The 23964-nt window shown below is 75.2% G+C and carries 21 protein-coding genes; 10 read left to right on the forward strand and 11 right to left on the reverse strand.

The features are described 5' to 3' along the window. Positions 1-18 precede the first annotated feature (18 nt). Both ACIA8Q_RS32470 and ACIA8Q_RS32475 read right to left on the reverse strand, forming a co-directional pair. Positions 19-1014, reverse strand: a complete 996-nt coding sequence (locus ACIA8Q_RS32470) for a D-2-hydroxyacid dehydrogenase family protein (RefSeq protein ID WP_360212179.1) — start codon at positions 1012-1014, stop codon at positions 19-21. Between the two features lie 95 nt (positions 1015-1109). Beyond that, positions 1110-2102 (reverse strand): DUF5937 family protein, encoded by a 993-nt coding sequence (locus ACIA8Q_RS32475; RefSeq protein ID WP_396318225.1) that lies wholly within the window; start codon positions 2100-2102, stop codon positions 1110-1112. A gap of 70 nt (positions 2103-2172) precedes the next feature. Between ACIA8Q_RS32475 and ACIA8Q_RS32480 the strand changes: the two genes are divergently transcribed. The 6 genes from ACIA8Q_RS32480 to ACIA8Q_RS32505 all read left to right on the forward strand — a co-directional run bounded on the left by ACIA8Q_RS32480 (position 2173) and on the right by ACIA8Q_RS32505 (position 6968). Next, positions 2173-3159: an aldo/keto reductase gene (locus ACIA8Q_RS32480; RefSeq protein WP_396318226.1), complete on the forward strand. Its 987-nt coding sequence runs from the start codon at positions 2173-2175 to the stop codon at positions 3157-3159. Between the two features lie 185 nt (positions 3160-3344). Next, positions 3345-3968, forward strand: a complete 624-nt coding sequence (locus tag ACIA8Q_RS32485) for a histidine phosphatase family protein (protein WP_360212173.1) — start codon at positions 3345-3347, stop codon at positions 3966-3968. Positions 3969-4096: 128 nt separating this feature from the next. Beyond that, on the forward strand, positions 4097-4687 hold the full coding sequence (locus ACIA8Q_RS32490) for a TetR/AcrR family transcriptional regulator (protein WP_360212171.1): 591 nt from the start codon (positions 4097-4099) through the stop codon (positions 4685-4687). A 93-nt stretch (positions 4688-4780) separates the two neighbouring features. Beyond that, the gene (locus tag ACIA8Q_RS32495) at positions 4781-5839 is read left to right on the forward strand and encodes an SDR family oxidoreductase (RefSeq protein WP_360212169.1); all 1059 of its coding nucleotides are present in this window, start codon (positions 4781-4783) and stop codon (positions 5837-5839) included. A 17-nt stretch (positions 5840-5856) separates the two neighbouring features. Next, positions 5857-6105: a DUF1877 family protein gene (locus tag ACIA8Q_RS32500; protein ID WP_387906462.1), complete on the forward strand. Its 249-nt coding sequence runs from the start codon at positions 5857-5859 to the stop codon at positions 6103-6105. Between the two features lie 185 nt (positions 6106-6290). After that, entirely contained in the window at positions 6291-6968 is a 678-nt protein-coding gene (locus tag ACIA8Q_RS32505) for a phosphotransferase (RefSeq protein ID WP_360212167.1), read from the forward strand. A gap of 14 nt (positions 6969-6982) precedes the next feature. Here the strand turns inward: ACIA8Q_RS32505 and ACIA8Q_RS32510 are convergent, their stop codons facing one another. The 4 genes from ACIA8Q_RS32510 to ACIA8Q_RS32525 form a co-directional block, all read right to left on the reverse strand. Then, positions 6983-7612 (reverse strand): class I SAM-dependent methyltransferase, encoded by a 630-nt coding sequence (locus tag ACIA8Q_RS32510; RefSeq protein WP_396318227.1) that lies wholly within the window; start codon positions 7610-7612, stop codon positions 6983-6985. 87 nt (positions 7613-7699) lie between these two features. Continuing rightward, complete coding sequence (locus tag ACIA8Q_RS32515; RefSeq protein ID WP_396318228.1) at positions 7700-8113, reverse strand: SAM-dependent methyltransferase; 414 nt, start codon at positions 8111-8113, stop codon at positions 7700-7702. A gap of 295 nt (positions 8114-8408) precedes the next feature. After that, positions 8409-8906 (reverse strand): hypothetical protein, encoded by a 498-nt coding sequence (locus tag ACIA8Q_RS32520; RefSeq protein ID WP_360212161.1) that lies wholly within the window; start codon positions 8904-8906, stop codon positions 8409-8411. A 24-nt stretch (positions 8907-8930) separates the two neighbouring features. Beyond that, a complete protein-coding gene (locus ACIA8Q_RS32525) occupies positions 8931-9161 on the reverse strand; it encodes a hypothetical protein (RefSeq protein ID WP_360212159.1) in 231 nt (76 codons plus the stop codon). A gap of 131 nt (positions 9162-9292) precedes the next feature. Here ACIA8Q_RS32525 and ACIA8Q_RS32530 point away from each other — a divergent pair, with 131 nt between their 5' ends. Next, positions 9293-9976, forward strand: a complete 684-nt coding sequence (locus ACIA8Q_RS32530) for a hypothetical protein (protein WP_396318229.1) — start codon at positions 9293-9295, stop codon at positions 9974-9976. 143 nt (positions 9977-10119) lie between these two features. Here ACIA8Q_RS32530 and ACIA8Q_RS32535 read toward each other — a convergent pair whose 3' ends face one another. The 3 genes from ACIA8Q_RS32535 to ACIA8Q_RS32545 all read right to left on the reverse strand — a co-directional run bounded on the left by ACIA8Q_RS32535 (position 10120) and on the right by ACIA8Q_RS32545 (position 15102). After that, positions 10120-12318, reverse strand: a complete 2199-nt coding sequence (locus ACIA8Q_RS32535) for an acyltransferase family protein (RefSeq protein WP_360212155.1) — start codon at positions 12316-12318, stop codon at positions 10120-10122. 287 nt (positions 12319-12605) lie between these two features. Beyond that, positions 12606-14333, reverse strand: coding sequence for a glycosyltransferase family 2 protein (locus tag ACIA8Q_RS32540; RefSeq protein WP_396318230.1), 1728 nt, complete (start codon positions 14331-14333; stop codon positions 12606-12608). Positions 14334-14532: 199 nt separating this feature from the next. Further along, a complete protein-coding gene (locus ACIA8Q_RS32545; protein ID WP_360212151.1) occupies positions 14533-15102 on the reverse strand; it encodes a GNAT family N-acetyltransferase in 570 nt (189 codons plus the stop codon). A 305-nt stretch (positions 15103-15407) separates the two neighbouring features. Here ACIA8Q_RS32545 and ACIA8Q_RS32550 point away from each other — a divergent pair, with 305 nt between their 5' ends. Together ACIA8Q_RS32550 and ACIA8Q_RS32555 are read left to right on the forward strand one after the other, a co-directional pair. Continuing rightward, entirely contained in the window at positions 15408-16703 is a 1296-nt protein-coding gene (locus ACIA8Q_RS32550) for an SLC13 family permease (RefSeq protein WP_396318231.1), read from the forward strand. A gap of 13 nt (positions 16704-16716) precedes the next feature. Then, positions 16717-17205 (forward strand): universal stress protein, encoded by a 489-nt coding sequence (locus ACIA8Q_RS32555; RefSeq protein ID WP_396318232.1) that lies wholly within the window; start codon positions 16717-16719, stop codon positions 17203-17205. Between the two features lie 76 nt (positions 17206-17281). On the opposite strand, the gene ACIA8Q_RS32560 is transcribed toward ACIA8Q_RS32555, so the two are convergent. Further along, on the reverse strand, positions 17282-17896 hold the full coding sequence (locus ACIA8Q_RS32560) for a FadR/GntR family transcriptional regulator (RefSeq protein ID WP_396318233.1): 615 nt from the start codon (positions 17894-17896) through the stop codon (positions 17282-17284). A 549-nt stretch (positions 17897-18445) separates the two neighbouring features. Next, a complete protein-coding gene (locus ACIA8Q_RS32565) occupies positions 18446-21430 on the reverse strand; it encodes a glycoside hydrolase family 48 protein (protein WP_396318234.1) in 2985 nt (994 codons plus the stop codon). A 364-nt stretch (positions 21431-21794) separates the two neighbouring features. On the opposite strand from ACIA8Q_RS32565, the gene ACIA8Q_RS32570 reads away from it, so the two are divergent. Further along, positions 21795-23795, forward strand: a complete 2001-nt coding sequence (locus ACIA8Q_RS32570) for a glycoside hydrolase family 6 protein (protein ID WP_396318235.1) — start codon at positions 21795-21797, stop codon at positions 23793-23795. The last annotated feature ends 169 nt before the right edge of the window (positions 23796-23964 follow it).

Below are 23964 nucleotides of genomic sequence, written 5' to 3' on the forward strand. Positions count from 1 at the left end.
ACGTCGGCGCGGTGTCCCTCAGCCCAGCCGCCGGATCGGCTCCCCGTCGAGGAACGCCGCGATGTCCTCCACCGCCTCGCCGTAGCAGCGGCGGTAGAGGTGCTGGGGCCCGTAGCCCGGGTGCGGGGTGGCCAGCAGCCCCGGCGCGGTGTGCAGCGGGTGGTCCGCGGGCAGCGGCTCGTCGAGGACGTCCACCGCGGCGCCCGCGAGCCGACCCCCGGTGAGCGCGGCCGACAGGGCGTCCCGGTCGACGATCGCCGCCCGGGAGGTGTTCACCAGACAGGCACCGGGCTTCATCAGCGCGAGCTCGGCCGCACCGAGCAGCCCCCGGGTGCGCTCGCCGAGCGCGAGGTGCACCGAGACGAAGTCGCTGCCGCCCAGCAGCTCCGCGAGGCTCGCGGCCCGGCGCACGCCCACCTCGGCGGCACGCTCGTCCGTCAGGTTCCGGCTCCAGGCCACCACATCCATGCCGAAGGCCAGCCCCATCCGGGCGACCGGGGCCGCGACCCTCCCGAGGCCGAGCAGCCCGAGCACCCGGCCGTTCAGGTCCGCTCCGGCGGTACTCCGCCGCGACCCGCCGCGCGGCGCGGTGCTCTCCGGCACGACGCCCTGCGCCACGCCCAGCAGGAGCGCCCAGGTCAGCTCGGCGGGCGGGGTGACGGAGCTCGACGTCCCGCAGACCGTCACGCCGCGGCGCTCGGCGGCCGAGTAGTCGATCACCGAGTGGTGCATGCCGGCGGCCACCAGCAGCCGCAGTCGCGGAAGCCGGGCGAACAGCCAGGCCGGGAACGCGACCCGTTCGCGCAGGGCCACCACGATGTCGAAGTCCGCCAGGGCTTCGGCGAGTTCGTCCTGCGACCCGAATGGGTCGGGGAAGGCCGTCAGCTCCACCCGATCGGCCACCGGGGACCAGTCGGCGATGCCGGTGACGGCTTCCTGGACGTCGTCGAGGACGGCGCAGCGCAGCACCTCGCGCGGACGGGGGCACTGCCGGTCGTCAGGGTCGGGTGTCATGCCCGTACTCTTCCAGGGCACCGACGCCCTCCGGCACGCCGGGGCATCCCGGTGGATCCCGCGGGGCCGGACCACCGGCGGGCCTCCCGCGGGTCCTACCCCTGGGCCAGCGGCGCGAGGACGGCCTCCGCCGTGGCGGTCCGGGCGTAGAGCACCGAGCGCCCGGCCCGGTGGGCGCTGACCAGGCCGGCGTCCCGCAGGGTCGTCAGGTAGCGGGACACGGCCGACGGCGACAGCCCCGTGCGGCGGGCGAGTTCGGTGGTGGAGGCCGGGGCGTCGAGCTCGGTGAGCAGCAGCGTCCGCGACCGCCCGAGGACGACGGCGAGGGCGCCGTCGCCCGTCGCCGGCCGGGCGGCCCAGAGCAGGCCGGTCCCCCGCGCCGGGTAGGCGAGCTGCGGCGGGTGCTCCGCCGCGACCTGGGTGAACAGCGCCGACCGGGCGAAGGCGGACGGGATCAGCAGCAGCCCGGCACCCGACGCCCCCGGGGCCAGCGGGCGCGACCTCCGGCGCAGCCGCAGCCGGTCCTCCGACCAGTGCACCTCGGTGCTCAGGTCGTTGAGGACCCGTGCCGCCCCGAACTCGGCGACCTGGCGGGCCCGGTGCAGGACGTCCGCGTCGAGGACGGCCCGGATGCGGGCCCAGTACGGGGCGAGCGCGAGCTCCCAGTACGCCTCGATCGCCTCGGTCAGCCGGGGCAGGCCCGCCGCCGGGTCGGCGTGCAGCGCGCGCAGCCGGGGGCCGAGGCCGCCCTGACGGGACGCCAGCCGGTCGAGGTCACGGCGCACCTGCGCGTCGGGGGTGGCCCGGATCGCGGCGAGTTCGCTCCCGATGGTCGGGGCGGCGCCGGTGGGGGCGGGGTTGACGAAGTCGGGCACGTACCCGGCCGGCGGGACGATCTCGGTGAGCCACCCGCGCTCCGGCCCGGCCGCCGCCAGCCGGGGCCGCACCTGCTCCACCCACGGCCGGTGCACGGGGTGGGCGATCCCCGAGTGCAGCAGCCGCAGGCTCGGGCCGACCTCCCACATCGGCGAGACCGCGAAGCGCATCCGCGCCAGGTCGCCCGCCGTGAACTGCAGCTCGGCCGTCATGCCACCCCCGTGGATTCACACATGTTCGAATCGTTGGCGGTCAGAGTAGTGCAGTGGAGATCATGACGGCATGACCTCCCACACCGCCCCTCCCGTGCACACCCCTGCCCTCGTCCCGGCCGGCCCCGCCACCGGCACCGCCGCCGCCGGCGCCGCTCCCACCACCGTCCACGCCGCCGCCTCCGGCACCTGGACCCTCGGCGACCGCCCCGTGCACCGGATCGGCTTCGGCACCATGCGACTGCCGCAGACCGGCAAGGCGCTCGTTCCGCACGCCGTGCCGCGCGACCGGGAGCAGGCCGTCCGGGTGCTGCGCCGCGCCGTCGAACTGGGCGTCAACCACATCGACACCGCCGCCTTCTACTTCTCCCCGCTGCGCTCCGCCAACGAGCTCGTCAACCGGGCGCTCGCGCCGTACGGCGACGACCTGGTGATCGCCACCAAGGTCGGCCCCGCACGCGGCCCCGACGGCACGTGGCTGGAGCACGCCCGCACCCCCGAGGGGCTGCGCGCGCAGGTCGAGGAGAACCTGCGCCAGCTCGGCCGCGACCACCTGGACCTGGTGAACCTGCGGATCCTCGGGTCCGACTCGGTCGCCGAACGCTTCGGCGCCCTCGCCGACTTGCAGCGGGCCGGGCTGATCCGCCACCTCGGCCTCTCCAACATCCAGCCGCACCAGCTCGCCGAGGCCCGGGCCATCGCCCCCGTCGTGTGCGTGCAGAACCCGTACGGCATCGGCGCCGCGCCCGAGCAGGACGCGCTGCTGCGGACCTGCGGCGAGCAGGGCATCGCCTTCGTCCCCTTCTACGCGATCGCCGGATCCGGCCGCGAGTCCGGCCCGGGCGGGTCCGAGCCCGGACAGGTCCTGGCGGTGGCCGGGGCCCACGGCGTCAGCACCGCCCAGGTCCGCCTGGCCTGGACGCTGCACCGGGGCCCGCACGTCCTGGCCATCCCCGGCACCGGCGACCTCGCCCACCTCGAGGACAACATCGCCGCCGGCGCCCTGCAGCTCTCCCCGGCGGACCTCGCCCTGCTGGACGAGGCCCACGCGGGCTGATCCACGACGGGCGGCCGTGCCGGGGACGGGGGTCCCGACGCGGCCGCGCCTCGGCCCGGGCCCGCGCGCACGGTCGTGCCCGTCGCGCGCGGCCGTGCGCACCCGGCCGGAACCGGGGGCACCCCCTCGGGCGTCCCTCCGGGGCGAATCCGTGATCGCCAGCGGCCGTGAAGGAGCCCCGGAGCATGACCGAGACCGCCACCCGTCACCTCTACCTCACCCGCCACGGCGAGGCGGCGCCCGGCGGGGAGGGGCTCACGGAGAACGGCCGCAGACAGGCCGACCTGCTCGGGCAGCGGCTGGCGGACCGCCCGATCACGGCCGTGCACCACGGCCCGCTGCCCCGGGCCGCGCAGACCGCACAGCTGGTCGGCCATCGGCTCACCGGAGTGGTGCCGACGGTCTGCGAGGAGGCCGGCGACTACGTTCCGCACGTCCCCGACCGGGCCGAACTGCCCCCGGAGAGCGCGGACTTCCTGCTCGACTTCCTGTCCCGCACCACGGCGGAGGAGCGCGAGCAGGGCCGGCCGCTGGCGCGGCGGGCCGTCGAACGGTTCACCGGGCCGGTGCCGGGCACCGAGGAGCGGCACGAACTGGTCGTCACGCACAACTTCCTGATCGGCTGGCTGGTCCGGCACGCCCTGGACGCACCCGCCTGGCGCTGGCTGGGGCTCAACCATGCGAACGCCGCGCTGACCGTCATCCGGTACGCCCCGGGCCGCCCGGCCTCCGTGGCGCTCTTCAACGACCTGCGCCACCTTCCCGAGGAACTGCGGTGGACGGGCCTCCCGACCGGGGCGCGGTACTGACGCGGTACTGACGCGGCGCGGAGCCGTTCGGCCCCGGACGGCCCGGCAGCCCGCGACTCCTGACCGTGCGGCACCCGTCGACCGTCAACCGTCGACAGGAATATGCAGACCGGTCTATTGTTTTCCGTATGGGAGTCAAGGGAGAAGAGACGCGGGCCCGGCTGATCGCCGGCACCCGGACGCTGATCGAGGCACAGGGCTACTTCGGGACCGGCCTCAACCAGATCGTCGCCGCGACCGGCGCACCGCGCGGGTCGCTCTACTTCCACTTCCCCGAGGGGAAGGACCAGTTGGTCACCGCCGCCCTTGTCCAGGCCGGCCGGGAGGTCGAGGACCTGCTCGCCGCCCTGACCGCCGAGGGCGCCGACAGCGGAGCGCTGACCCGCCGCCTCACCGAGGTCTTCGCCGAGCGGCTGGCCGGCTCCGACTACACCAAGGGCTGCCCGATCGCGACCGTCGCCCTGGAGGTCGCGGGCACCAACGAGGCACTGCGCGCCGTCTGCGCCGAGGTGTACGAGGGCTGGCAGCGGGTGCTGGCCGACCGGCTGGAGGCCGAGGGCTTCGAGCCCGCCGCGGCCGCCACGGCCGCCGGGCAGGCGCTCGCCCTGCTGGAGGGCGCCGTCCTGCTGGCGTCCGTCCGGCGCAGCCGCGAACCGCTGGACCACGCCCAGCACGCGGTCCTCCACCTGCTCGGCGCGCAGAAGGCGCCCGCGGCGTAGGTCGATCCGGGGTGGAGCCCCCCTCGGGGTGGCTCCGCCCCTCCTTCTCGCCCAAAAAATATGCAGACCGGTCTACAGATTACGGAGCACACCATGCCGTCCGCCCCGCCACCGCCCCGCACCCTCGTCCTCGGCGCCGGCGGCTTCCTCGGCCGCTGGCTCGTCCTCGAACTCCTCACCCGCGGCGAGCCCGTCGCGGCCGCCGTCCGCGACCCCGACCGCGGCGGCGAGCTGCGCCGGTGGCTGCGCGCCCACGACGCCGACGACGCCGCACTCACCACCGTCACCGCCGACGTCACCCGCCCCGGCCTCGGCCTCTCCCCCGAGGACGACGCCCGGCTCGCCGAGGTCCGCGACGTCCACAACCTCGCCGCCCGCTACCGGTTCGGGCTGACCCGCGCCCAGGCCGAACCCGCCAACCTGCACGGCGCCCTGCACGCCCTCCACTGGTCCGCCACCCGGCCGCGGCTGCGCCGCCTGATCCACCTCTCCGGCTACCGCGTCGGCCGCGACCCGCAGCCCCGCTACCCGCTCGACGCCCGCACCACCGCGGCCCGCTACGCCCGCCTCGGCGCCTACGAGGCGTCCAAGCTGCTCGGCGACGCCGCCGTCCGCGTCACCGCCCCGCGCCTCGGCGTACCGCTCACCACCGTCAACCCCAGCAGCGTCATCGGCCACTCGCTGACCGGCGAGGCCGGGCAGTACCTCGGACTCGCCCAGCTCGTCCGGCAGCTCCACCGCGGCCGGCTCCCGCTGCTGCCCGGCACCCGCCGCACCTTCCTGCCCGTCGTCACGGTCGACCACCTGGCCCGTTTCCTGGCCGCGGCCCCGGCCCACGACGACGCGCCCGTCCGGGCGCACACCGTCCTCGACCCGGCGACGCCCGTCCTCCCCGACCTGATCGCCCTCCTCGCCGACCACCTCGACGTCCGCCCGCCGCGCGGCCTGGTCCCCGTCCCCCTGGTCCGCCGCCTCCCCCGCGCCCTCACCGGGGCGGATCCGGAGACCCTCACCTTCCTCTCCGAGGACCGCTACGACACCGCCTCCGCCGACCGCCTCGCCACCGCCGCCGGCCTCGCCCACCCACCCCTCCTCCCCGCCCTGCGCCACTGGTCCACCCGCCTCGTCGCCGAAGGCTTCGGCACCGCCTGACCCCGCACGGGAACACCCTGGCACCGGAACGGGTCGAGCAGGCCGCCCGGGAGCTGGCCGACCTGCCCTTCGACGAGCTCGTCACCGGCGGCACGGCGGAGGGCCTCGACACGGCGGCCGCGCTCGCCGCGGCCGGCGTCTACCCGGTCGGCCTCTGGGCGGACCCGTCCGGCCTGGAGTACGTGTCCGCCCACTACGCGGGCCTGGTCGGGTTCCTGCGCGTCACCGCCCGCTACCGGCAGGGCCTGGTGATCCGGCACGGATAGGCCACGGGCGGCGCAGAGCCCGCCGGTCCGCCCGACGGACGGTGCCGACCCGGTAGCCCGGGCGGCGACCGGAGCTCCGGCCCCGGCCTGACGAGACCCTCCCCTACCCGGGTGGCGGACCGCCGACGGACCGACCCGACCTCAATTCGCTGGCTCCGCGGCCGCGCTCCCGGGAGGATCGCCGCATGCAACCCCTCCCGCACGGCTACACCAACCGCACCACGGGCGACGGCCGCGTGGTCGTGAAGCACTACTGCGGCCCGGAGGCCGAAGCCCGGCTGGCGCGCGAGGAGCGGCTGCTGACCGGGCTCCGGGAGCGGCTGCCCGTCCCGCCGGTGCTGGCCGCCGACCGGGCGGCGCTCACGCTCGGGCACCTGCCCGGCGTGCCCGCGCAGGACCTCCTGGACGCCGGGCACGGGCCGCGCGTACTGGCCGCGTGCGGGCTGGTCCTGGGCCGCCTGCAACAGCTCGACCCGGCGGTGTCCGGTGAGCCGGTCACCGCCCCCGGTGCGGTACTGGTGCACGGCGACTTCGGGCCCAACAACCTCCTGCTCGACCCGGACACCTTCGCCGTCACGGCCGTACTGGACTGGGAGTTCGCCCACGCCGGGGACCCGGTCGAGGACCTCGCGTGGTGCGAGTGGATCGTGCGGATGCACCACCCCGACCGGGGCGGGGACCTCGACCACCTCTTCCGCGCCTACGGTCGCCCCGTCCCGCCCTGGCCGGTGCGCCGCCGGGCCATGCTCGCCAAGTGCGCCTGGCTGGAGGAGTTCTGCCGCCGCCGGGATCCGGACGGCCCGGGCGTGCGGCAGTGGCGGGACCGGAGCCGGGCCACCGCCGCCTGGGCGGACGCCGGGTAGGGCCCCGGCGGGGCCTACGGGCGGCGGGCCAGCAGGTGGGCGTCGAGGAAGCCCCGTTCGGAGGCCGGGTCGTGGAGCAGCCGGGCGAACGGGACCAGCCCGGCGTCGGCCAGCAGGTCGGCGAGGCGGTCCACCGGCCAGCTGTAGGCGGGCGTCACCTTGTGGTCGAACCGGACCGGCGCCGGCCCCTCGGTACCGAAGAAGGAGAGCAGGAGCAGGCCGCCCGGCGCCAGGACGCGCACCAGCTCGGCGAGCAGCGCCGGCAGTTCCCCCGGCGGCGTGTGGATCACCGAGTAGTGGGCCAGCACGCCGCCGAGCGCGCCGTCCCCGACCGGCAGCGACTCCATCCGCGCCTCCTGGAAGCGCAGCGCCGGATGGGCCCGCCGGGCGTGGTCGACCATGCCCGGGGAGAGGTCGAATCCGGAGGCGTCCAGGCCCAGTTCGTGCAGCATGGCCGTCAGGTGCCCGGGCCCGCAGCCGACGTCCGCCGCCCGCGGGTTGCCCGTCGCGCGGACCAGTTCGGCGAAGGTGCCGATCATGGCCCGGCCGAACGGCTGGTCCTCCAGCCCGTTGGCGAACTTCGACGCGTACAGCTCGACGACCCCGTCGTAGGCCGCCCTGGTCTCGCTCTGATGATCCGCCACGGGACGGAGTCTAGAGCCGGTACGACGATCGGACGCAAGAGGCGTCGTCCCCGACGCGTTCACGGTGCCCGGCGGCCCCGGCGCCGTTCAGTCCGCGGGGTGTTCCAGGACCAGGCCCGTCCATCGGACGTCGGCGCGGCCGTGCAGGTCCGCGCGCTCGGTGCGGTGGACCAGCCGCAGGCCGTGGGCCGCGGCCTGGGCGACGGTCTCCTCCGGCGGGACGTCGAACATCCGGCGCCCGGCCGGGACGGGGCCGTGGCGCAGGGTCAGCGCGAGGCGGCCGCCGGGGGCGAGGAGACGGGCGAGGACGGCCATCCCGGCCGGGCGCTCGGCCGCGTCGAGGTGCATCCAGACGGCGGTCAGCAGCACGAGGTCGAAGCGTTCGCCCCCGGCGCCGAGCCGGGGCAGCGCGGGCAGTGCGTCGGGCACCCAGCGGATGCCCGGTCCGGGGTGCAACCGCTCGCCGTGGGCGCGGAGTTCGGCGGTCGGCTCGGCGGCCACGACGGGGTGGCCGAGGCGGCGAGCGCGGCCGCGTCCCGGCCGGTTCCCGCGCCCACGTCGAGGACGGCGGCGGGCGGGGCGGGGTAGTGCTGCAGCAGGTCGCGGTGGACCTCGGCGAAGGTCACGCTCTCGTACTGGACGGCGAGTTTCGCCGCTTCGGCGGCGTAGCCGGCACTTCCGGCACTTCCAGCACTTCCGGCGTACCCAGCACCTCCGCCGTTGACGGCGCCTCCGCCGTTGACGGCACTCCCCGCGCTGCCACCGCGCCCGTCGGCCGCGCCCTCCCCCGCCCCGCTCACCGTGACTCCCGGACCACGACCGCGTCACCGGCCGCGGCCGCGTCGGCGAAGAAGTCCCGCAGTTCCCGCAGGTCGGCCACCACCCGGGCCGCCCAGGTCTCGGACCACGGCGTCGGGTAGCCGAGGTGGGCGACGGTGCGGGCCAGCACGGTGTTCTGCTGGCGGACGAGCTCGCCGAGCGCGGAGTCCCGGAGGAAGGTGAAGGCGGCCGCGACCTGCTCGGGCCGCAGCACCAGCGGGCCCGCGGCGGCGGGTTCGGGGCGCTCGCCGCCGTAGACGGGCAGGCGCGCGGCCGGGTCGGGGTGCAGGCCGTTCTCGGTGAGTGCGAGTTCCATCAGCCGGGCGGTGCTCCGCACTCCGAGGAGCAGGCCGTCGGCGGCCAGCTGGTCGTACCGGACGTCGTGCCGGTCGGGCACGAGCTCGCCGAGTTCGGTCGGCGAGCACGTGTCGACGGCCGGTCCGGGCAGTCGACGCCAGAAGTGATCCACACTCACCCGGACAGCGTAACGAACTGTGGCTCACGCCTCACCGGGGTGCCAGGCGGGCCACTCCCACGGGCGGTCGGCCCAGTGGACGCGGATCGCGTCGTGCGGGTCGAGGTCGGGGAAGAGCTGGTGGACCCGGGGCTCGAACTCCTCCGGGGCGAGCGGCTCCCAGCCGTGGCCCTCGAAGTGCACCAGGCGGTAGCGGCTGTCGGTCCGGAAGTCGGCAACCTCGACGAGGGGCTTGGACGTGCTGTTGGTCTCCATGCCCCCAGCATGTGCCGCGGCGGCAATCGGCGCCCGTCCAGAACCCTCTTCCGGGTCATGTCCCCGCGTCGGCGCGCTCGTTGAGCTGAGGGGAGGGACGGCGGGGGGTTCGGCGCTGGAAGGACGACGACATGACGGGGCAACCCACCGCAGGACAGTGGCAGTGGCCGCAGGACGCGTGGCAGCCGCCCCCGGTGCCCGTGGCTCCCGCGCCGGGGCCGGTTCCGGGGCCCGTGCCCGCGGTCGGCACCGGTTCGGTCCGCCGCCGGAGGCGGCTGGTCCGGGTGGCCGGGGCCGTCGGGACGCTGGCGGTGCTGGCCGCCGTCCTGGCGATGTGCGGGCCGGGGTCGGGTGACGACCTGGACGTGGTGGCGCTGCCGCACACCTCGCCCTCCGCCTCCCTGCCGGCCGGTGCGGAACCCGGGCCGGCCGTCACTCCGGCGCCGTCCCCGCTGCCGGCCCCCGTGCCGGAACGCGGCGGCGCGGCGACCCCGACCGGGTCGGAGCAGAGCGGTGCGGCGTCGGCCGCCTCGGCGACGGCACCCGCGACGACGACCGCGGCGGCCGGGGGCGAGTCGGCCGACTCGCAGCGCGCGGCGACCCCGCACCCGAGGCCGGGGCGCACCCCGCGCCCGGGCGCGGCGACCCACGGCACCTCCGCGGCGGCAGGGCAGGGCCCCGCCCCGGCGGCCCCGGCCCCGGGCGCGGCGCCGCCCTCCCTGGGCCCGGGCACCCTCTGCGACCAGGCCGAACGCGTCGGCCGCTGGCCGGCCGGCTCCGAGCAGGCCCGGCTCTGCCGCAGCATCTACGGCTGACGGCCCGCCACCCCTGCCGCCCCGGCACCGGCCCGGCGGGCGGCGGGCGGCGGGCGGCGGGGCCAGGACCGCGGGACCGGGACGGCGTCCCCACCACCGGGACCACGACGCCGTCCCACCGCCAGGCCCGCCCCGCCCCGGCCTCACCCGGCGGCCAGCAGCCCCTTGTCCAGCCGCGGTGCCAGGACCCGGGCCAGGGTGTCGGTGATGTGCCCGGTGTCGCGGTAGAGCACCACGCCCTCCAGGACCGCCGGGCAGTCCGGGCCGCTGCCGGGGCAGAGCAGCGGGCCGAGGTCCAGGGTGCGGACGCCGTAGCGGGCGGCGAGGCCACCGTCGAGCAGCGGGTCGGGTTCGAAGGCGGTGTCGCGCGGGAAGAAGCAGGCGTCCGACCGGCCGTCCGAGGCCGCGAGGCAGGTCGGGATGTCCTTGCCGGGCATCGGGGTGTCGCCGAGGTAGGCGAGCGGGGCTCCGAGCGCGGCGAGCCGGTCGAGGGTGCGGGTCCAGCCCTGGGCGCGTTCCTCCTGGCTGCCGTAGCGGTTGAGGCCGGCCATCAGGACCAGCCGCGGCCGGGGCCCGGCGGTGAGCCGGGTGAGGGTGTTCTCCCGCCAGCGGTCGCACTCGTCGAAGGTGCGGCCGAGCACGTTGTTGCGCACGGTCAGGGTGGCCAGCGGGCACCCGGGCTTGACCAGGACTTCGAGGGCCCAGTGCCGCTGTTCGGCCATGGCGAGGGCCGCGGAGATCCACTGGCCGGCGTGCGAGTCGCCGAGCAGCACGATCCGGTCGGGGCTGTCCTCGGCGCCGAACAGGCAGCGCGGGCTGCTGTCGGCGTTGAGCGGGATCTCGCAGCCCTTGCCGGGCGGGAAGTCCTCCCGGGCGCGGGCCAGCGACGGGGTCAGGCCGAGCAGCCGGGTACCGGGGGCGAGCAGGGCGGGGCCGTCGGGGGCTCCGGCCGGGGCGGCGACGGGTGCGTCGGCGGTGCCGCCGAGCGCGCGGACGGTGCCGCCGCCGAGGGTGAGGGCGGCGATCAGCGGGATGACCAGGGCGCTGGCGCCGACGGCCAGGCCGCGGCGCGGGGCCGGGCTGCTGCCGTACCGCAGGGGCTGTTCGACGAACCGCAGGGTGAGCCAGGCGGGCAGGGCGCTGGCGGCGGTGAGGGCGGCCAGTGTGGTCCAGGGCAGCGTGCCGTAGCGGGCCTGGGCGATGGTCAGGACCGGCCAGTGCCAGAGGTACCAGGCGTAGGAGAGCCGCCCGGCGGCGCGCAGCGGTCGGGTGGCGAGGAGGCGTCCGGCGTCGGCGGCGCCGAGCGCCCGGTGGGCGGGGCCGGCGAGCAGGACGGCGGCGGTGCCGAGGACGGGCGGCAGCGCGGCGGTGCCGGGGAAGGGCGTGTTGCGGTCGTAGAGCAGGACCGGAGCGAGCACGGCGGCCGCGCCGGCCCAGCCGAGCAGGCGCAGGGTCCGGGCCGTGCCGGGCCGGTCCGCTCGGGTGGCCAGGGCGCGGCCGAGCAGGGCCGCGCCCGCGCCGGCGGCGAACTCCCAGAGCCGGCTGCCGGTGGAGAAGTAGGCGAGCGGTGCGGAGGTGGCCGTCCACCGGACGCACAGCAGCAGGGAGAGCACGCCGATCGCCCCGGTGGCCAGGCCGATGGCGAGCGTGCGGCGGCGGCCGTGCAGGTACCGGGCGAGGCCGAGCAGCAGCACGCCCCAGAGCAGGTAGAACTGGTTCTCGACGCCGAGGGACCAGAAGTGCTGGAGCGGGCTGGGGTCGCGCTCGGCGGCCAGGTAGTCGGTCTGCTGGCCGACGAACCGCCAGTTGACGAACTGCCCGGCGGCGGCGATCAGGTCGCGGGCGAGGTCGGTGCCGCGCAGCGGGTCGAGCAGGGCGCCGCCGGCGGCCGCGGTGGCGACCAGCACGGTGGCGGCGGCGGGCAGGATCCGGCGGGCGCGGCGGGCGGCGAAGTCCCACAGGCCGAGCGGGCGGCCGACCAGCAGGCCGGTGATGAGGAAGCCGGAGACGACGAAGAAGACGTCGACGCCGACGTAGCCGCCGGAGAGGCCGGGGACGCCGGCGTGGAAGGCGAGGACGGCGAGGACGGCGAGACCGCGCAGCCCCTCGATGTCGGGGCGGAAGGCGTTGCGGGGGCGGGCCTGCGGCGGTGCGACGGCCTCCGCGGTGGGCCGCCGGTCGGGCGCGCCCTGCCGGTCCACCCGGACGACGCCGGGCAGCAGCTCGACGGCGGACGGGACGGCGGGGGCCGGGGAGTCCGCGGCCCGGGAGCCCGGCGCGGGTGCGGTGGACGACGGATCGGAGGACGAGGACGAGGACGGTGACGGGACGGCCGTTGACACGGCGGTGCTCCTTGCAGGGCTGGCAGCGGTGGTCTGGGCCGCCGGGCCGATGGGGCGGCCGGGCGGCGAGGTCCGCGCCGGTGGGGCGACGCGCAAGGGAACGCTCGGGTGCGGCACGCGGTGGTGCGCGGCACGGGAGGAGGGACGGTGCGCGACGCTGCGCAACGCTGCAGGTTCGGTACCGCAGGACCAGGACCAGGGCCAGGACCGGCGGTACGGCGGCGGCCGGGGCCGCCCGGTCCGTCAGAAGACCATCAGAAGACCGTCAGAGGGCCATCAGAGGGCGGTCAGAAGAGCAGTGGATCGGCCCAGCCGGAGGCGAGCAGCCCGCAGAGCAGCAGCACGGCGGTGACGGCGACCGCCTCCGCGCGGCCGAAGCCGAGGTCCGAGCGCCGCCGCGACGGTGCGGCGACCTCCCCGACGGTGGCCCCGTTGCCGCCGTGCAGGAGCGGCCGGAGCGACCGGATGAGCGGGATCATGGTGTACGCGGTGAGCGCGAGCAGTGCGGCGAGCGCCCAGTAGGGCTGCCAGCCGTTGAGCGCGGCGGCGCGGACGAGTCCGGCGACGCCGGCGAGGACGACGAACCCGAGCCAGCCGACCCCGATCCGGGCGACCGTCCGGGCGAGGGAGCTGCCGCCCGACACGGCGCCGGTGGGCACCCAGTCGGCACTGCGGCGGCGCAGCGCGTGCGCGATCGCGACCACGTGGCAGAGCCCGCCGAGGAGTTGGACCCGGGTGACCTCGAAGCGCCACCGGGTGCGGGACATCGCGGGCAGCAGGACGAGCGCGACCCAGATCGGCGGCAGGAAGGGCAGGACCTGCCAGGGTTCGATCTCGTCGGGGGCGAAGAACAGCATGATCAGGGCGGGCAGCGGGACGGCGAAGACGTTCACCGCGCTGGTGACGTAGCCGAGGATGCCGTTCCAGAAGCAGAGCCGGGCGGAGCGGGAGAGCGGTCCGCGGCGGAAGCCGGGGTCGCCGACCAGCGCCAGGGAGCCGAGGCACCAGCGGTACTGCTGGCTGATGAAGGCGGGCAGGCCGGTGGGCGACATGCCCTTGGCGACCAGGGCGGGCACGTACCGGGTGGTCCACCCGGCGCGGGCGAGCGAGAGGCCGGTGTAGAGGTCCTCGCTGTGGTCGATCTCGGCGAAGCCGCCGACGCGCATGAGTGCGGCGCGCCGGTAGAGCGCGTTGGTGCCGCAGCAGACGGTGCCGTCCTGTGCGTCCCGGGAGGGCTGGATCCAGCGGTAGAAGATCTCCTGGGTGGCTCCCGCGGCGCGTTCGAGCCAGGACATGTCGGCGTCCGTGTCGAAGCACTGCGGGCTCTGCACGATGCCGACCTCGGGGTTGTCGAGGTAGGGCACCAGGTGGTGCAGGAAGTCGGGGCGGGGGCAGAAGTCGGCGTCCAGGACGGCGACGATCTCGCCGTTGCCCTCGGCCAGGCCGTGGTTGAGGTTGCCGGCCTTCTTGAACCGGCCGCGGTCGGGGCGGGCGCAGTACCGGAAGCCGTAGGACTCGGCGAGTTCGCGCACCTCGGGGCGGGCGGCGTCGTCGAGGACCAGGACGGTCAGTTCGCCGGGCCACCGGACGGCGGCGGTGTGGCGGTAGGCGTTGTCCAGGACGGCCAGCGGTTCGCCCGCGGTCGGCAGCAGCAGGTCGACGCTCGGGTGGCGGGCGGGCTGCCAGGCGCGCATCAGCAGGTCGTGCGAGTCGCGGGTGTAGCGGCGGGCGCGCTGGCCGTCGGTGAGCGAGAGCAGCCAGGTGGCCGCGTTGAGCACGGTGAGCACGAGGAAGGGCCAGAGCAGCGGCCGGCTCAGCGCGAACAGGCCGAGAGTCGCGGTGGCTCCCGCGTAGGAGAGGGTGGCGCAGAGCAGCACCCAGCGGCGCTGCGGGCCGAAGTACCAGTAGAGCTCCTCGTCGCCGGGTGGGCTGGGCAGTCGGAGACCGGGGTCGGCCGGTATCAGGCGCGGACCGGGGTCGGGTGCGGGCATGGCGGTGCCATGGAGTACGGGCATGCGGAGATGGCCCCCCTGGGCATGGGACGGAACGTGGCCGTTCGCCCTCAGCTTCTCACATTGGCCTAGACCAATCATGAACGAGGTATGACATCTCCGCATCGCCCCTGGTCAGTGAGTTGACGTGACATCACACCCCGACCGCGGGTCGAGCGGACGCCGACCGGGGCCCGAGCCGGCGCCGCCCGCACCCGGCCGCTCAGGCCTGCTTGAGCACCTTCGTCAGCTTCTCGAACCGCAGGTCGGAGCGGAGCGGGATGCCGAACCGCTCGTCGCCGTACGGGAACGGGGTGAAGACGCCGGTCCGGCGGAAGCCGCGCCGCTCGTACCAGGCGATCAGGTCGGCGCGCTGCTCGATCACGCTCATCTCCAGCTCGTCGACGCCCCACTCCTCCCCGGCCAGCCGCTCCGCCTCCGCGAGCACGGCCCGGCCGATGCCGCCGCCCTGCAGACCGGGACGCACCGAGAACATGCCGAAGTAGGCGCGGTCGCCGCGGTGCTCCAACTGGCAGCAGGCCACCAGCTCGCCGTCGCGCTCGGCCAGCAGCAGCACCCCGTCCGCGTGGCCGATCACCTCGGCGACGCCGTCCGCGTCGGTGCGCTGGCCCTCCAGCAGGTCCGCCTCGGTGGTCCAGCCGGCCCGGCTGGCGTCGCCGCGGTAGGCGGACTCGACCAGCTCGACCAGGGCCGGCACGTCGGCGAGGGTGGCGGTGCGGAAGACGGGCCCCGCGGCAGGCCGGGCGGGGCTGGTGGGGATGGTCTCGGACATGTCGGGTCCTCTCCTGCGTGCGGGCGCCGCCCGCCCCTCGTTCCGGGCGGGCGCGGCGCGGGCCGTCCCTGGCGACCGGCCTGCGGGCATCGTGCCACAGGGCCCGGACCGGGCCCCGGGCGCGGGACCTGCGGGAACGGAACGGCCGGCGGCGCCGAACGCCTGGGCGGCGAAGGCCGCCCTGGCCCGCCCTGACGCCGGTGCCCGCCGACGGCTCCGTCCGACACCCCTCACCCGTGTCGGACGGGCTACGCCCGGGCGGTCGGGCTGCGCCGACGCGCGGCGGCCCGGGTGGCTCTGCTTCGATGGGGGCGTCATCACCGCCGCCCGCGAGGAGTAAGACCCTGAGTACGTCGTTCGCCGAGGCCCTGTCCCTCGGACTGCTGGTACTGGTGCTGGTCTGCGCGGTGGTGCGGCCGTGGGGGTGGCCGGAGGCCGTGGTCGCCGTTCCCGCCGCCGGGCTGGTGATCGCCACCGGCGCGATCTCGCCGGCGCACGCGGCGGCCGAGGCCGAGCGTCTGGGGCCGGTGATCGGCTTCCTCGCGGCCGTCCTCGTCCTGGCGCAACTCTGTGACGACGAGGGCCTGTTCCGCGCCTGCGGAGCGTGGATGGCCCGGACCTCCGCCGGGAGCCCGCGGCGGCTGCTGGCGCAGGTGTTCGCGGTCGCGTCCGTGATCACGGCGGTGCTCAGCCTGGACGCCACCGTCGTGCTGCTGACGCCGGTGGTGTTCGTCACCGCCGCCCGGATCGGCGCCCGTCCCAAGCCGCACCTGTACGCCTGCACCCACCTGTCGAACACGGCCTCGCTGCTGCTTCCGGTATCGAACCTGACCAACCTGCTGGCCTTCGCCGCCAGTGGACTGACCTTCACGCGGTTCGCCGCGCTGATGGCGCTCCCGTGGCTGGCGGCCATCGCCGTCGAGTACGTGGTGCTGCGCCGGTTCTTCGCCGCCGACCTGGACGCGGGCGCCCCGGCCGCGGGCGAGACGACCGCACCGGAGATGCCGGTGTTCGCCCTCGTCACCGTGGCCGGCACCCTCGCCGGATTCGTCCTGACCTCCGTGCTCGGTATCGATCCGGCCTGGGCGGCGCTGGCCGGCGCCCTGGTGCTGGCCGCCCGGGCGCTCGCCCGGCACCGCACGACCCCCGCGGCGGTCGTGCGCTCGGCCGCCGTGCCGTTCCTGGCCTTCGTCCTGGCGCTCGGCATCGTGGTCCGGGCCGTCGTCGACAACGGGCTGGCCTCCGCGCTCGGGCACCTCGTCCCCCACGGCACCTCGCTGCCCGCTCTGCTCGGCACGGCCGCGCTGGCGGCGGTGCTGGCCAACGTCATCAACAACCTGCCGGCCACCCTGGTGCTGCTGCCGTTGGCCGCCCCGTCCGGCGCCGGCGCCGTCCTCGCGGTCCTGCTCGGGGTGAACATCGGCCCCAACCTCACCTACGCGGGCTCCCTGGCCACCCTGCTGTGGCGGCGCATCGTCCGTGAGCACGACACCGACATCGGCCTGGGCGAGTTCACCCGGATCGGGCTGCTCGTCGTGCCCGCCGCACTGCTCCTGGCCGTGGTGGCACTGTGGGGATCCCTGCAGATCGTCGGAGCATGAGGAGGATGACCCCGTGACCGTCGTCGTCTGGATCGCCGAGGGCACCTGGCCCGCCTGTGTCGACGCCGTCCGAACACACGCCCCGCGGGGCGCGGAGATCGTGCTGCTGCACGTCAGCGGCCAGGAGGTGGCGGGCGTCGCGCACGGCGCGTTCGCCGGGCTGCTCGGCCGCGGTCACCGCGAGCGGGACCCCGGCAACCGGGTGGAGCGTCTGGCAGCGGCCTCCGGCCGACACCTCCTGGACGCCGCCGCCGACCGCCTCGGCCGCCCGTGTGCACGTGTGGAGCGCACCGGACGGGTCGAACGCGAGGTCGTCGCGGCGGCCGAGGGTGCCGAGCTGCTCGTCCTCGCGCGCGACGGCGACCGCACCCGACTCGGGCCGCACAGTCTCGGCCCGGCGACCCGCTTCGTCGTCGACCACGCGCCCTGTCCCGTCCTGCTGGTCTGGCCGGAACCGGCGCCGGACACCGCCACGATCCCTCCCCCGCCCGACCTGCCGTAGCGGCGCGTCCGGGCGGCGCATGCGACCGGTTGCCGCCGGTCGGCGTCGGTCAGTCGGTGCCGCCGGTCGGCGTCGGTCAGTCGGTGCCGCCGGTCGGCAGCGGCCGGCGCGCGACGGGGATCCGCTCCCCCTCGGCCAGGTGGTCGCGAAGCCCGCGCTCGGTGGTGTTGACGTGCACCAGTGCGGCGGCCCGGGCGAGGTCCGCGTCCCGGGCGACGAGGGCCCGGTGGATCGCCTCGTGCTCGGCGACGGTCCGTCCGGCCGCGTCCGCGTCGGCCAGCCCCCGCCACGCCCGGGCGCTCAGGGTGCGCCCGGAGATCTGCTCCAGCAACGTGGCCGGAGTCTCGTTGCGGGTGGCGCGCACCACCGCCCGGTGGAAGGCCGCGTCGTGCTGGAGCAGCAGGTCCACGTCCTCCCCAGGATCGTGTCCCCCCTGGAGGAGTTCCACCGCACCGCCGATGCCCTCCAGCAGCAGGCCGGGGGCGAGGCCGGTCACGTAGGTGCCGTCGCCGCGCCGGATCTCCAGGACCCTGGCGACGACGAGCGCCTTGACCGCCTTGCGCATCAGGTTCCTGGACAGGCCGAGCTCAGCCGCGAGTTGCTGCTCCGGCGGCAGCTTCGCCCCCGGAGGCAGCTCGCCGTCCCGGATCATCCGGCGGATGCGGGCGATGGCTCTGTCGGTCAGGGACACGGCGCCGACGTAGCAGGTGGTCCCATGTCCAGAAAGGGATTCGATCCCCTCTTCCGGCCGGCCGGTCCGCGCCACCGGGCCGTTCACCGGCCTCGCCCCACATCCCGGGCGGCGAAGGGCGGTTCGGCACGGGATCCATCCCATGGCTGGGTCTGGCCCGGCGGCACGGTGCGGGCACGGCGCCCGGCGATCGGTGACCTTCGACGTGGCATTCGCCCTCCAGCGTCGCTCCAGGGGGAGGTGCACACCCGCGTGGTCGGCGGGTCGTGGCGCACGAACGGTGACGGCGGTGGGACCGTCGGTTCGGGGAACGGGACTGCTGCGGCGGCCGTCCGACGGACGGCGCCCGGGTGGGTTGCGCCCGCGGGACCGGGGCTGTCCCCAGGTAACCCGGGGTGCGCGGGACGCGTCAAGGCACGGGCGAATGTTTCGCCGATTTTTCGGAAACACGAGGGTGGGCGCCGGCAGGGCCGGCCCCGGCTCCGCGCACGCGGAGTCGGGGCCAGGGCCGGGGCCGGGTGGGGCCGGCCGGGGCCGGGTGGGGCCCGCTCAGCCTCCCGGGTTCACCGTCGGGAACAGCTGCGCGAAGGTGTCGAAGGCGGTGGCGATGTCCGCCTCGGCCCAGAACCGGTGGTAGTTGAACACCGGCGCGGCGCCGCCGTCGAGGTAGGCCTGCACCTTGGACCACTGCGGATCCTTGGTGTACCAGGGCCGGATGGACAGGAAGGTGTTGCCGGTCGAGCTGATCCTGGTGCCGTCCGGGTAGGTGCCGGTCCAGCCGGGCGGGACGTACAGGCCCTGGTGGGTGGCCGGCGAGTACGCCTGGGTGAAGCGGCTGTAGTCGGGGCGCGTCTCGGCGGCCGAGTAGCCCAGGCCGTCGGTGTACTTGGCGTGCAGGGTGTCCAGGATGTTCTGCGCGAACTTCCGGGCCGCGCCGTCACCGGACTTGGCAGCGTAGTACGCGAGGGTCTTGGCGAGCGAGCCGGCCACGCCGACGTCGGTGGCGGTGCCGCTCGCGGTGACGTGCAGACCGGTGTTGCCTCCGGGGCTGGTGGCGTTCCAGGTGTCGGGCGCACCGGACCAGCCGAGCTTGTCGGGGGTGGTCAGGGTGCCGGTGGCCTGGTCGGCGCGGGAGACGGACATCGCCCACGGGATCCACTTGTCGAGGATGGCCTTCGCCCGGCCGTCCCCGGTGGCGTAGTAGTACTCGGCGAACCGCTCCATCGACCAGGTCTGGAACCCGAACCACTGGTTGGAGGCCGGGTCGTGGTACTCCGGCTGCCAGTCGTAGTACAGGCCGTAGAAGGTCGGGTCGCCCGCCGGCGGTGCCGCGTCGTCGCCGTAGTTCCCGCCCCAGCTGTTGGTGGCGCCGCCCGCGATGCCGCCCTCGCTGGACTGCAGCCACTGGAAGAACTGGAGCTGCTTGTCGAGGCTGCCCGCCCAGTCGGTGGCACCGCTCGGCGAGAGCGGCTTCAGGCCCGGGTCGTTGGCAAGCGCCCAGGCGGCCATCGGGTTCTGGTAGCCCTGGTGGGCGGCGGAACCCGAGATCCGCCAGGACCAGCCGCCGTCAGCCGCCCCGCCCCAGGCGAAGTACCAGGTCATCAGGCCGAGTTGCTCGTTCGCCTTGGAGGTTCCGCCGGGGCACGTGGTGGAGCCGAGGCAGTTGCCCGCCTGCTTGAAGTACTTGTCGTAGAGCGAGTAGCGCAGGTAGTCGCCCAGTTTGGCGGCCTTGGACAGGGTCGCGGTGATGGCCTCACTCTTGCCCTGCGACTTCGCGAACTGCTCGGCCCAGTAGGCGACCTGGACCAGCCGGGCGTCGGCGTCGGGTGCGTCGGTGTACTTGTACTGCTTGCTGAAGGACCCTCCGCCGTCGTTGAACAGGCTGAGGAAGCCGGAGCCGCTGTTGCCGTACTTGAACAGGTCGCAGTCGGGCTGCGGCAGCGTCTCCCAGACGGACTCCTCCGGGCCGCGCTGGAAGGTGTTGATCAGGCTGGGCTTGCTGGTGCCGTCCTCGCACTGTCCGAAGCCGTACTTGTTGTCGGCGTCCAGCAGCCAGGCCGGGGCGTACACGTCCGGGCTGCCGTAGGCGGTGTTCAGCTCGGCTGACAGCGGGTCGGTGCCGACCGGCACGTTGGCGTTCAGCTTGATCGGGTACTGGTCCGGCTGGGCCTTCTCCGGACCGTACTGGCCGGGCTTGGCCGGGTTGTAGGTGCTCTGGCCGGGCTGCTGGGCGTGGCTGGGGATCAGGTTCGTCTCCAGGCTGGTCCAGGCCTTGTTGAAGTTCGTCCAGTCGCCGGTGACCCGCCCGTAGTCGGCCTCCAGCCACAGCCAGTAGCTGTAGGTCTCGGAGGTGGTCTCGTGGCCGTAGTCGGGTGCCTCCACGATCAGGGTCTCCACCGAGTGGTAGGGGATGCCCTGGGGGCTGAAGTACCCGTTCGCCGGGTTCTTGATCTTGCTGTACAGGTCCAGGAAGTACTGGTCGTAGCCCGAGGTCCTGGCCGCCTCGGTCACGGTGACGGCCGCGGAGCCGAAGCCGGCCGCGGAGGCGGTGAAGGTGGCGGTGCCGCCGACCTGGCTCGCGTCGGTGCCGGCCGCGACGGTGACGGTCTGCGGGACGCTCCAGTTGGCGGGGGTGAAGGTGAGGGCGGCGCCGGAGGTGACGCTCAGGTCCGGGTCGCTGCCCGACCGTGTCGCCGTGACCACGGTGTCGGCGGTCGGCGCCTGGGAGAGCGCGACGGTGAAGGTGCCGGTGCTCCCCTGCTGGACGGCGAGCGAGGCGGGGTTGACCAGGACGCTCGGCCCGGCCACCTTGATCGCGACCGGACTGGAGGTGGTGGTCGCGCCGGCGGCGTCGGTGACGACGGCGGTGATCGAGTAGTCGCCCGCCGCCACGTTCGCCCACCTGACGGTGTACGGCGCGGCGCCGGCGGTGCCGACCAGGGTGTTGCCGCCGGCGGGGGTCGAGGCGTAGAAGTCGACCTTCGAGACGGTGCCGTCGGCGGCGGCCGCGTCGGCGGACAGCGTCACCGTGGAGCCCGGGGTGAACGTCTGCCCGGCGGCCGGAGCGGTGAGCGAGACGGCCGGGGGCCGGTGGGCGCCGCGGCAGGGGGTGTCGTTGACGGTGAAGGCGGTGGGGGCGGTGTTGGTGGCGCTGTAGGTGAAGTTGGCGCTGGTGGTGTAGCCGGCGCCGGGGTTGATGGTGGGGGCGTAGTCGGGGTTGGTGACGGTGACGGTCTGTCCGGTCTGGGTCCAGGTGCCGTTCCAGCCGTTCTGGAGGGTCTGGTTGCCGGAGTAGGAGTAGCGGAGAGTCCAGCCGTTGAGGGGGGTGGTGCCGGTGTCGGTGATGGTGACGTCGGCGGTGAATCCGCTGCCCCAGTCGTTGACGGCGTAGCTCACGCCGCAGGAGAGGCCGGCGGCCGCCGCCGCGGTGGGGACGGCGAGGGCGCCGCACGTGGCGCCGATCAGGGCCAGTGCGGTGGCCGTCGCGGTGATGGTGAGCCGGTTGCCCCTGGCAGGCAGGGCGGTGCGTGGCATGCGCGTCCTCCAGGTGGGTGGGTGCCGCCGCGCGGAGCGGGGGTGCGGCGGACGGAGGTGTTGCGACATCGTGGGGGTGCGGGCCGGGCTTGGGAAGCACCGGCAGGGCGCCGCAGGATCGGCCGGCGGGCCCGGCGGGGCCGGGCCACGGCGGCGACCAGCGCGGACTCCCGCCCCGGGGCGGCGGGCCGCCCGCCGGCGCGGCGTGTAAGTTACAACGTCTTGTGGGAGCGCTCCCGCGACTATTGACGCCGTTTCTCGCGCCCTGGCTTTATGTGAAGGGATCGCCGCGCCCAGAGTGGGCGCGTTCCCACCACTCCTCGCGATCCTGTCAGGAACCCCACCCTTCCGAAAGGACCCGGACGTGCCTCAAACCGTCCTGCGTCGGCTCCGCACGGCAGCGGCCGCCACGCTGTTCGGCGCCACCGGCCTGCTGCCGAGCATCGGCGCCGCCCCCGCACACGCCGCCCCCGCGGCCACCGCCCACGTCGCGAACCCGTTCGCCGGCGCGACCGGCTACCTCAACCCCGACTTCGCGGCCGAGGTCAAGGCCCAGGCCTCCGCCGACGGCGGCACGCTGGGCGGCCTGGAGTCCCAGGTCGCCGCCAACTCCACCGCCGTCTGGATGGACCGCATCGGCGCGATCGCCGGCGACAGCACCCACCTCGGCCTCCGGGCCCATCTGGACCACGCGCTCACCCAGCAGCAGGGGTCCACGCCGGTCGTCTTCCAGGTCGTCGTCTACGACCTACCGGGCCGGGACTGCGCGGCGATCGCCTCCAACGGCGAACTCCCGGCCACGGCAGCCGGGTTGAACACCTACGAAACCCAGTACGTCGACCCGATCGCGGCCGTGCTGGCCGATCCGAAGTACGCCGGCATCCGGATCGCGGCCGTCATCGAGCCGGACTCGCTGCCCAACGCCGTGACCAACCAGTCCAAGCCGGCCTGTGCCACCGCCACCCCGTACTACGAGGCGGGCATCGAGTACACGCTCAACAGGCTGCACGCGATCCCCAACGTGTACAACTACCTGGACATCGGGCACGCGGGCTGGCTCGGCTGGTCCACCAACATGGTTCCGGCGGGCAAGGAGTACGCCAAGGTCGCGCAGGCCACGACGGCCGGGTTCGCCAGCATCGACGGCTTCGTCAGCGACACCGCCAACACCACCCCGCTCACCGAGCCGTTCCTCACCAACCCCGACCTGACGATCGGCGGGCAGCCGCTCAAGTCGGCGAACTTCTACCAGTACAACCCGGTGTTCGACGAGTACCACTACGCCGTGGCGATGTACTCCACCCTCGTCTCCAACGGCTTCCCGAGCAGCATCGGCATGCTGGTCGACACCTCGCGCAACGGCTGGGGCGGCCCGGGTCGGCCCACCGCGCTCAACTCCGCCCCCACCACGGTGGACACGTACGTCGCGGCCAACAAGGTCGACCAGAAGCCCTTCCGCGGCGACTGGTGCAACATCGACGGCGCGGGCATCGGGGAACGCCCGCGCTCCCAGCCGTACGGCACGGGCAGCCCGATCATCGCGTTCCTCTGGGTCAAGCCGCCGGGCGAGTCGGACGGCGACTACCCCGACGCCTCCCACCCCCACGGCGACCCGCACTGCGACCCGGCCGGCACCCAGAGCGACGGCAACGGCAACACCTACCCGACCGACTCCATCCCCGGCAGCAACATCCCTGCCGGACAGTGGTTCCCGGCCCAGTTCCGGCAGCTCGTGCAGAACGCCTACCCGGCGTTCGGCGGCGGCTCCGGCGGCGACACCGGCCCGACCGTCCCCGGCGGACTGGCCGTCACCGGCGCCACCAGCACCAGCGTGTCGCTCAGCTGGACGGCCTCCACCGACCCCGCCGGCGTGACGGGCTACTCGGTGTACCGGAACGGGGCCAAGGTCGCCACCGTGGCCACCACCGGCTACACCGACACCGGGCTCTCCCCCGCCACCGCCTACCAGTACACCGTCACGGCGCAGGACGCGGCCGGCAAGGTGTCCGCCCCCTCCGCCGCGGTGACGGGCACCACGACGTCGAGCGGTGGCGGCGGCAGCAGCGGCTGCACCGCCGGATACGCGGTCGGCAACGACTGGGGCAGCGGCTTCACGGCCGGCGTCACCGTCACCAACACCGGCAGCACGGCGACCAAGTCCTGGACGGTCACCTGGAGCTGGGGCGGCAACCAGCAGATCACCAACAGCTGGAACGCCGCCACCTCCCAGAGCGGCGGCGCGGTGACGGCCACCAGCCAGGCCTACAACGGGGCGCTGGCCGCCAACGGCACCACCACTTTCGGCTTCCAGGCGACGTACTCGGGCGGCAACACCGCTCCGACGCTGAGCTGCACCACGAGCTGACCCGCACCGCGGGTCGACACCGCACCACCGCGAGCTGACCTCATCGGCCGGGGGCGCCCCCCCCGCCCCCCCCCCCCCCCCCCCCGGGGCGGGCCCCCCCCCCCCCCCCACCCCCCCCCCCCCCCCCCCCCCCCCCCCCCCCCCCCCCCCCCCCCCCCCCCCCCCCCCC

Source organism: Kitasatospora sp. NPDC051705, assembly GCF_044453265.1.
In the GTDB taxonomy this organism is placed as follows: domain Bacteria; phylum Actinomycetota; class Actinomycetes; order Streptomycetales; family Streptomycetaceae; genus Kitasatospora.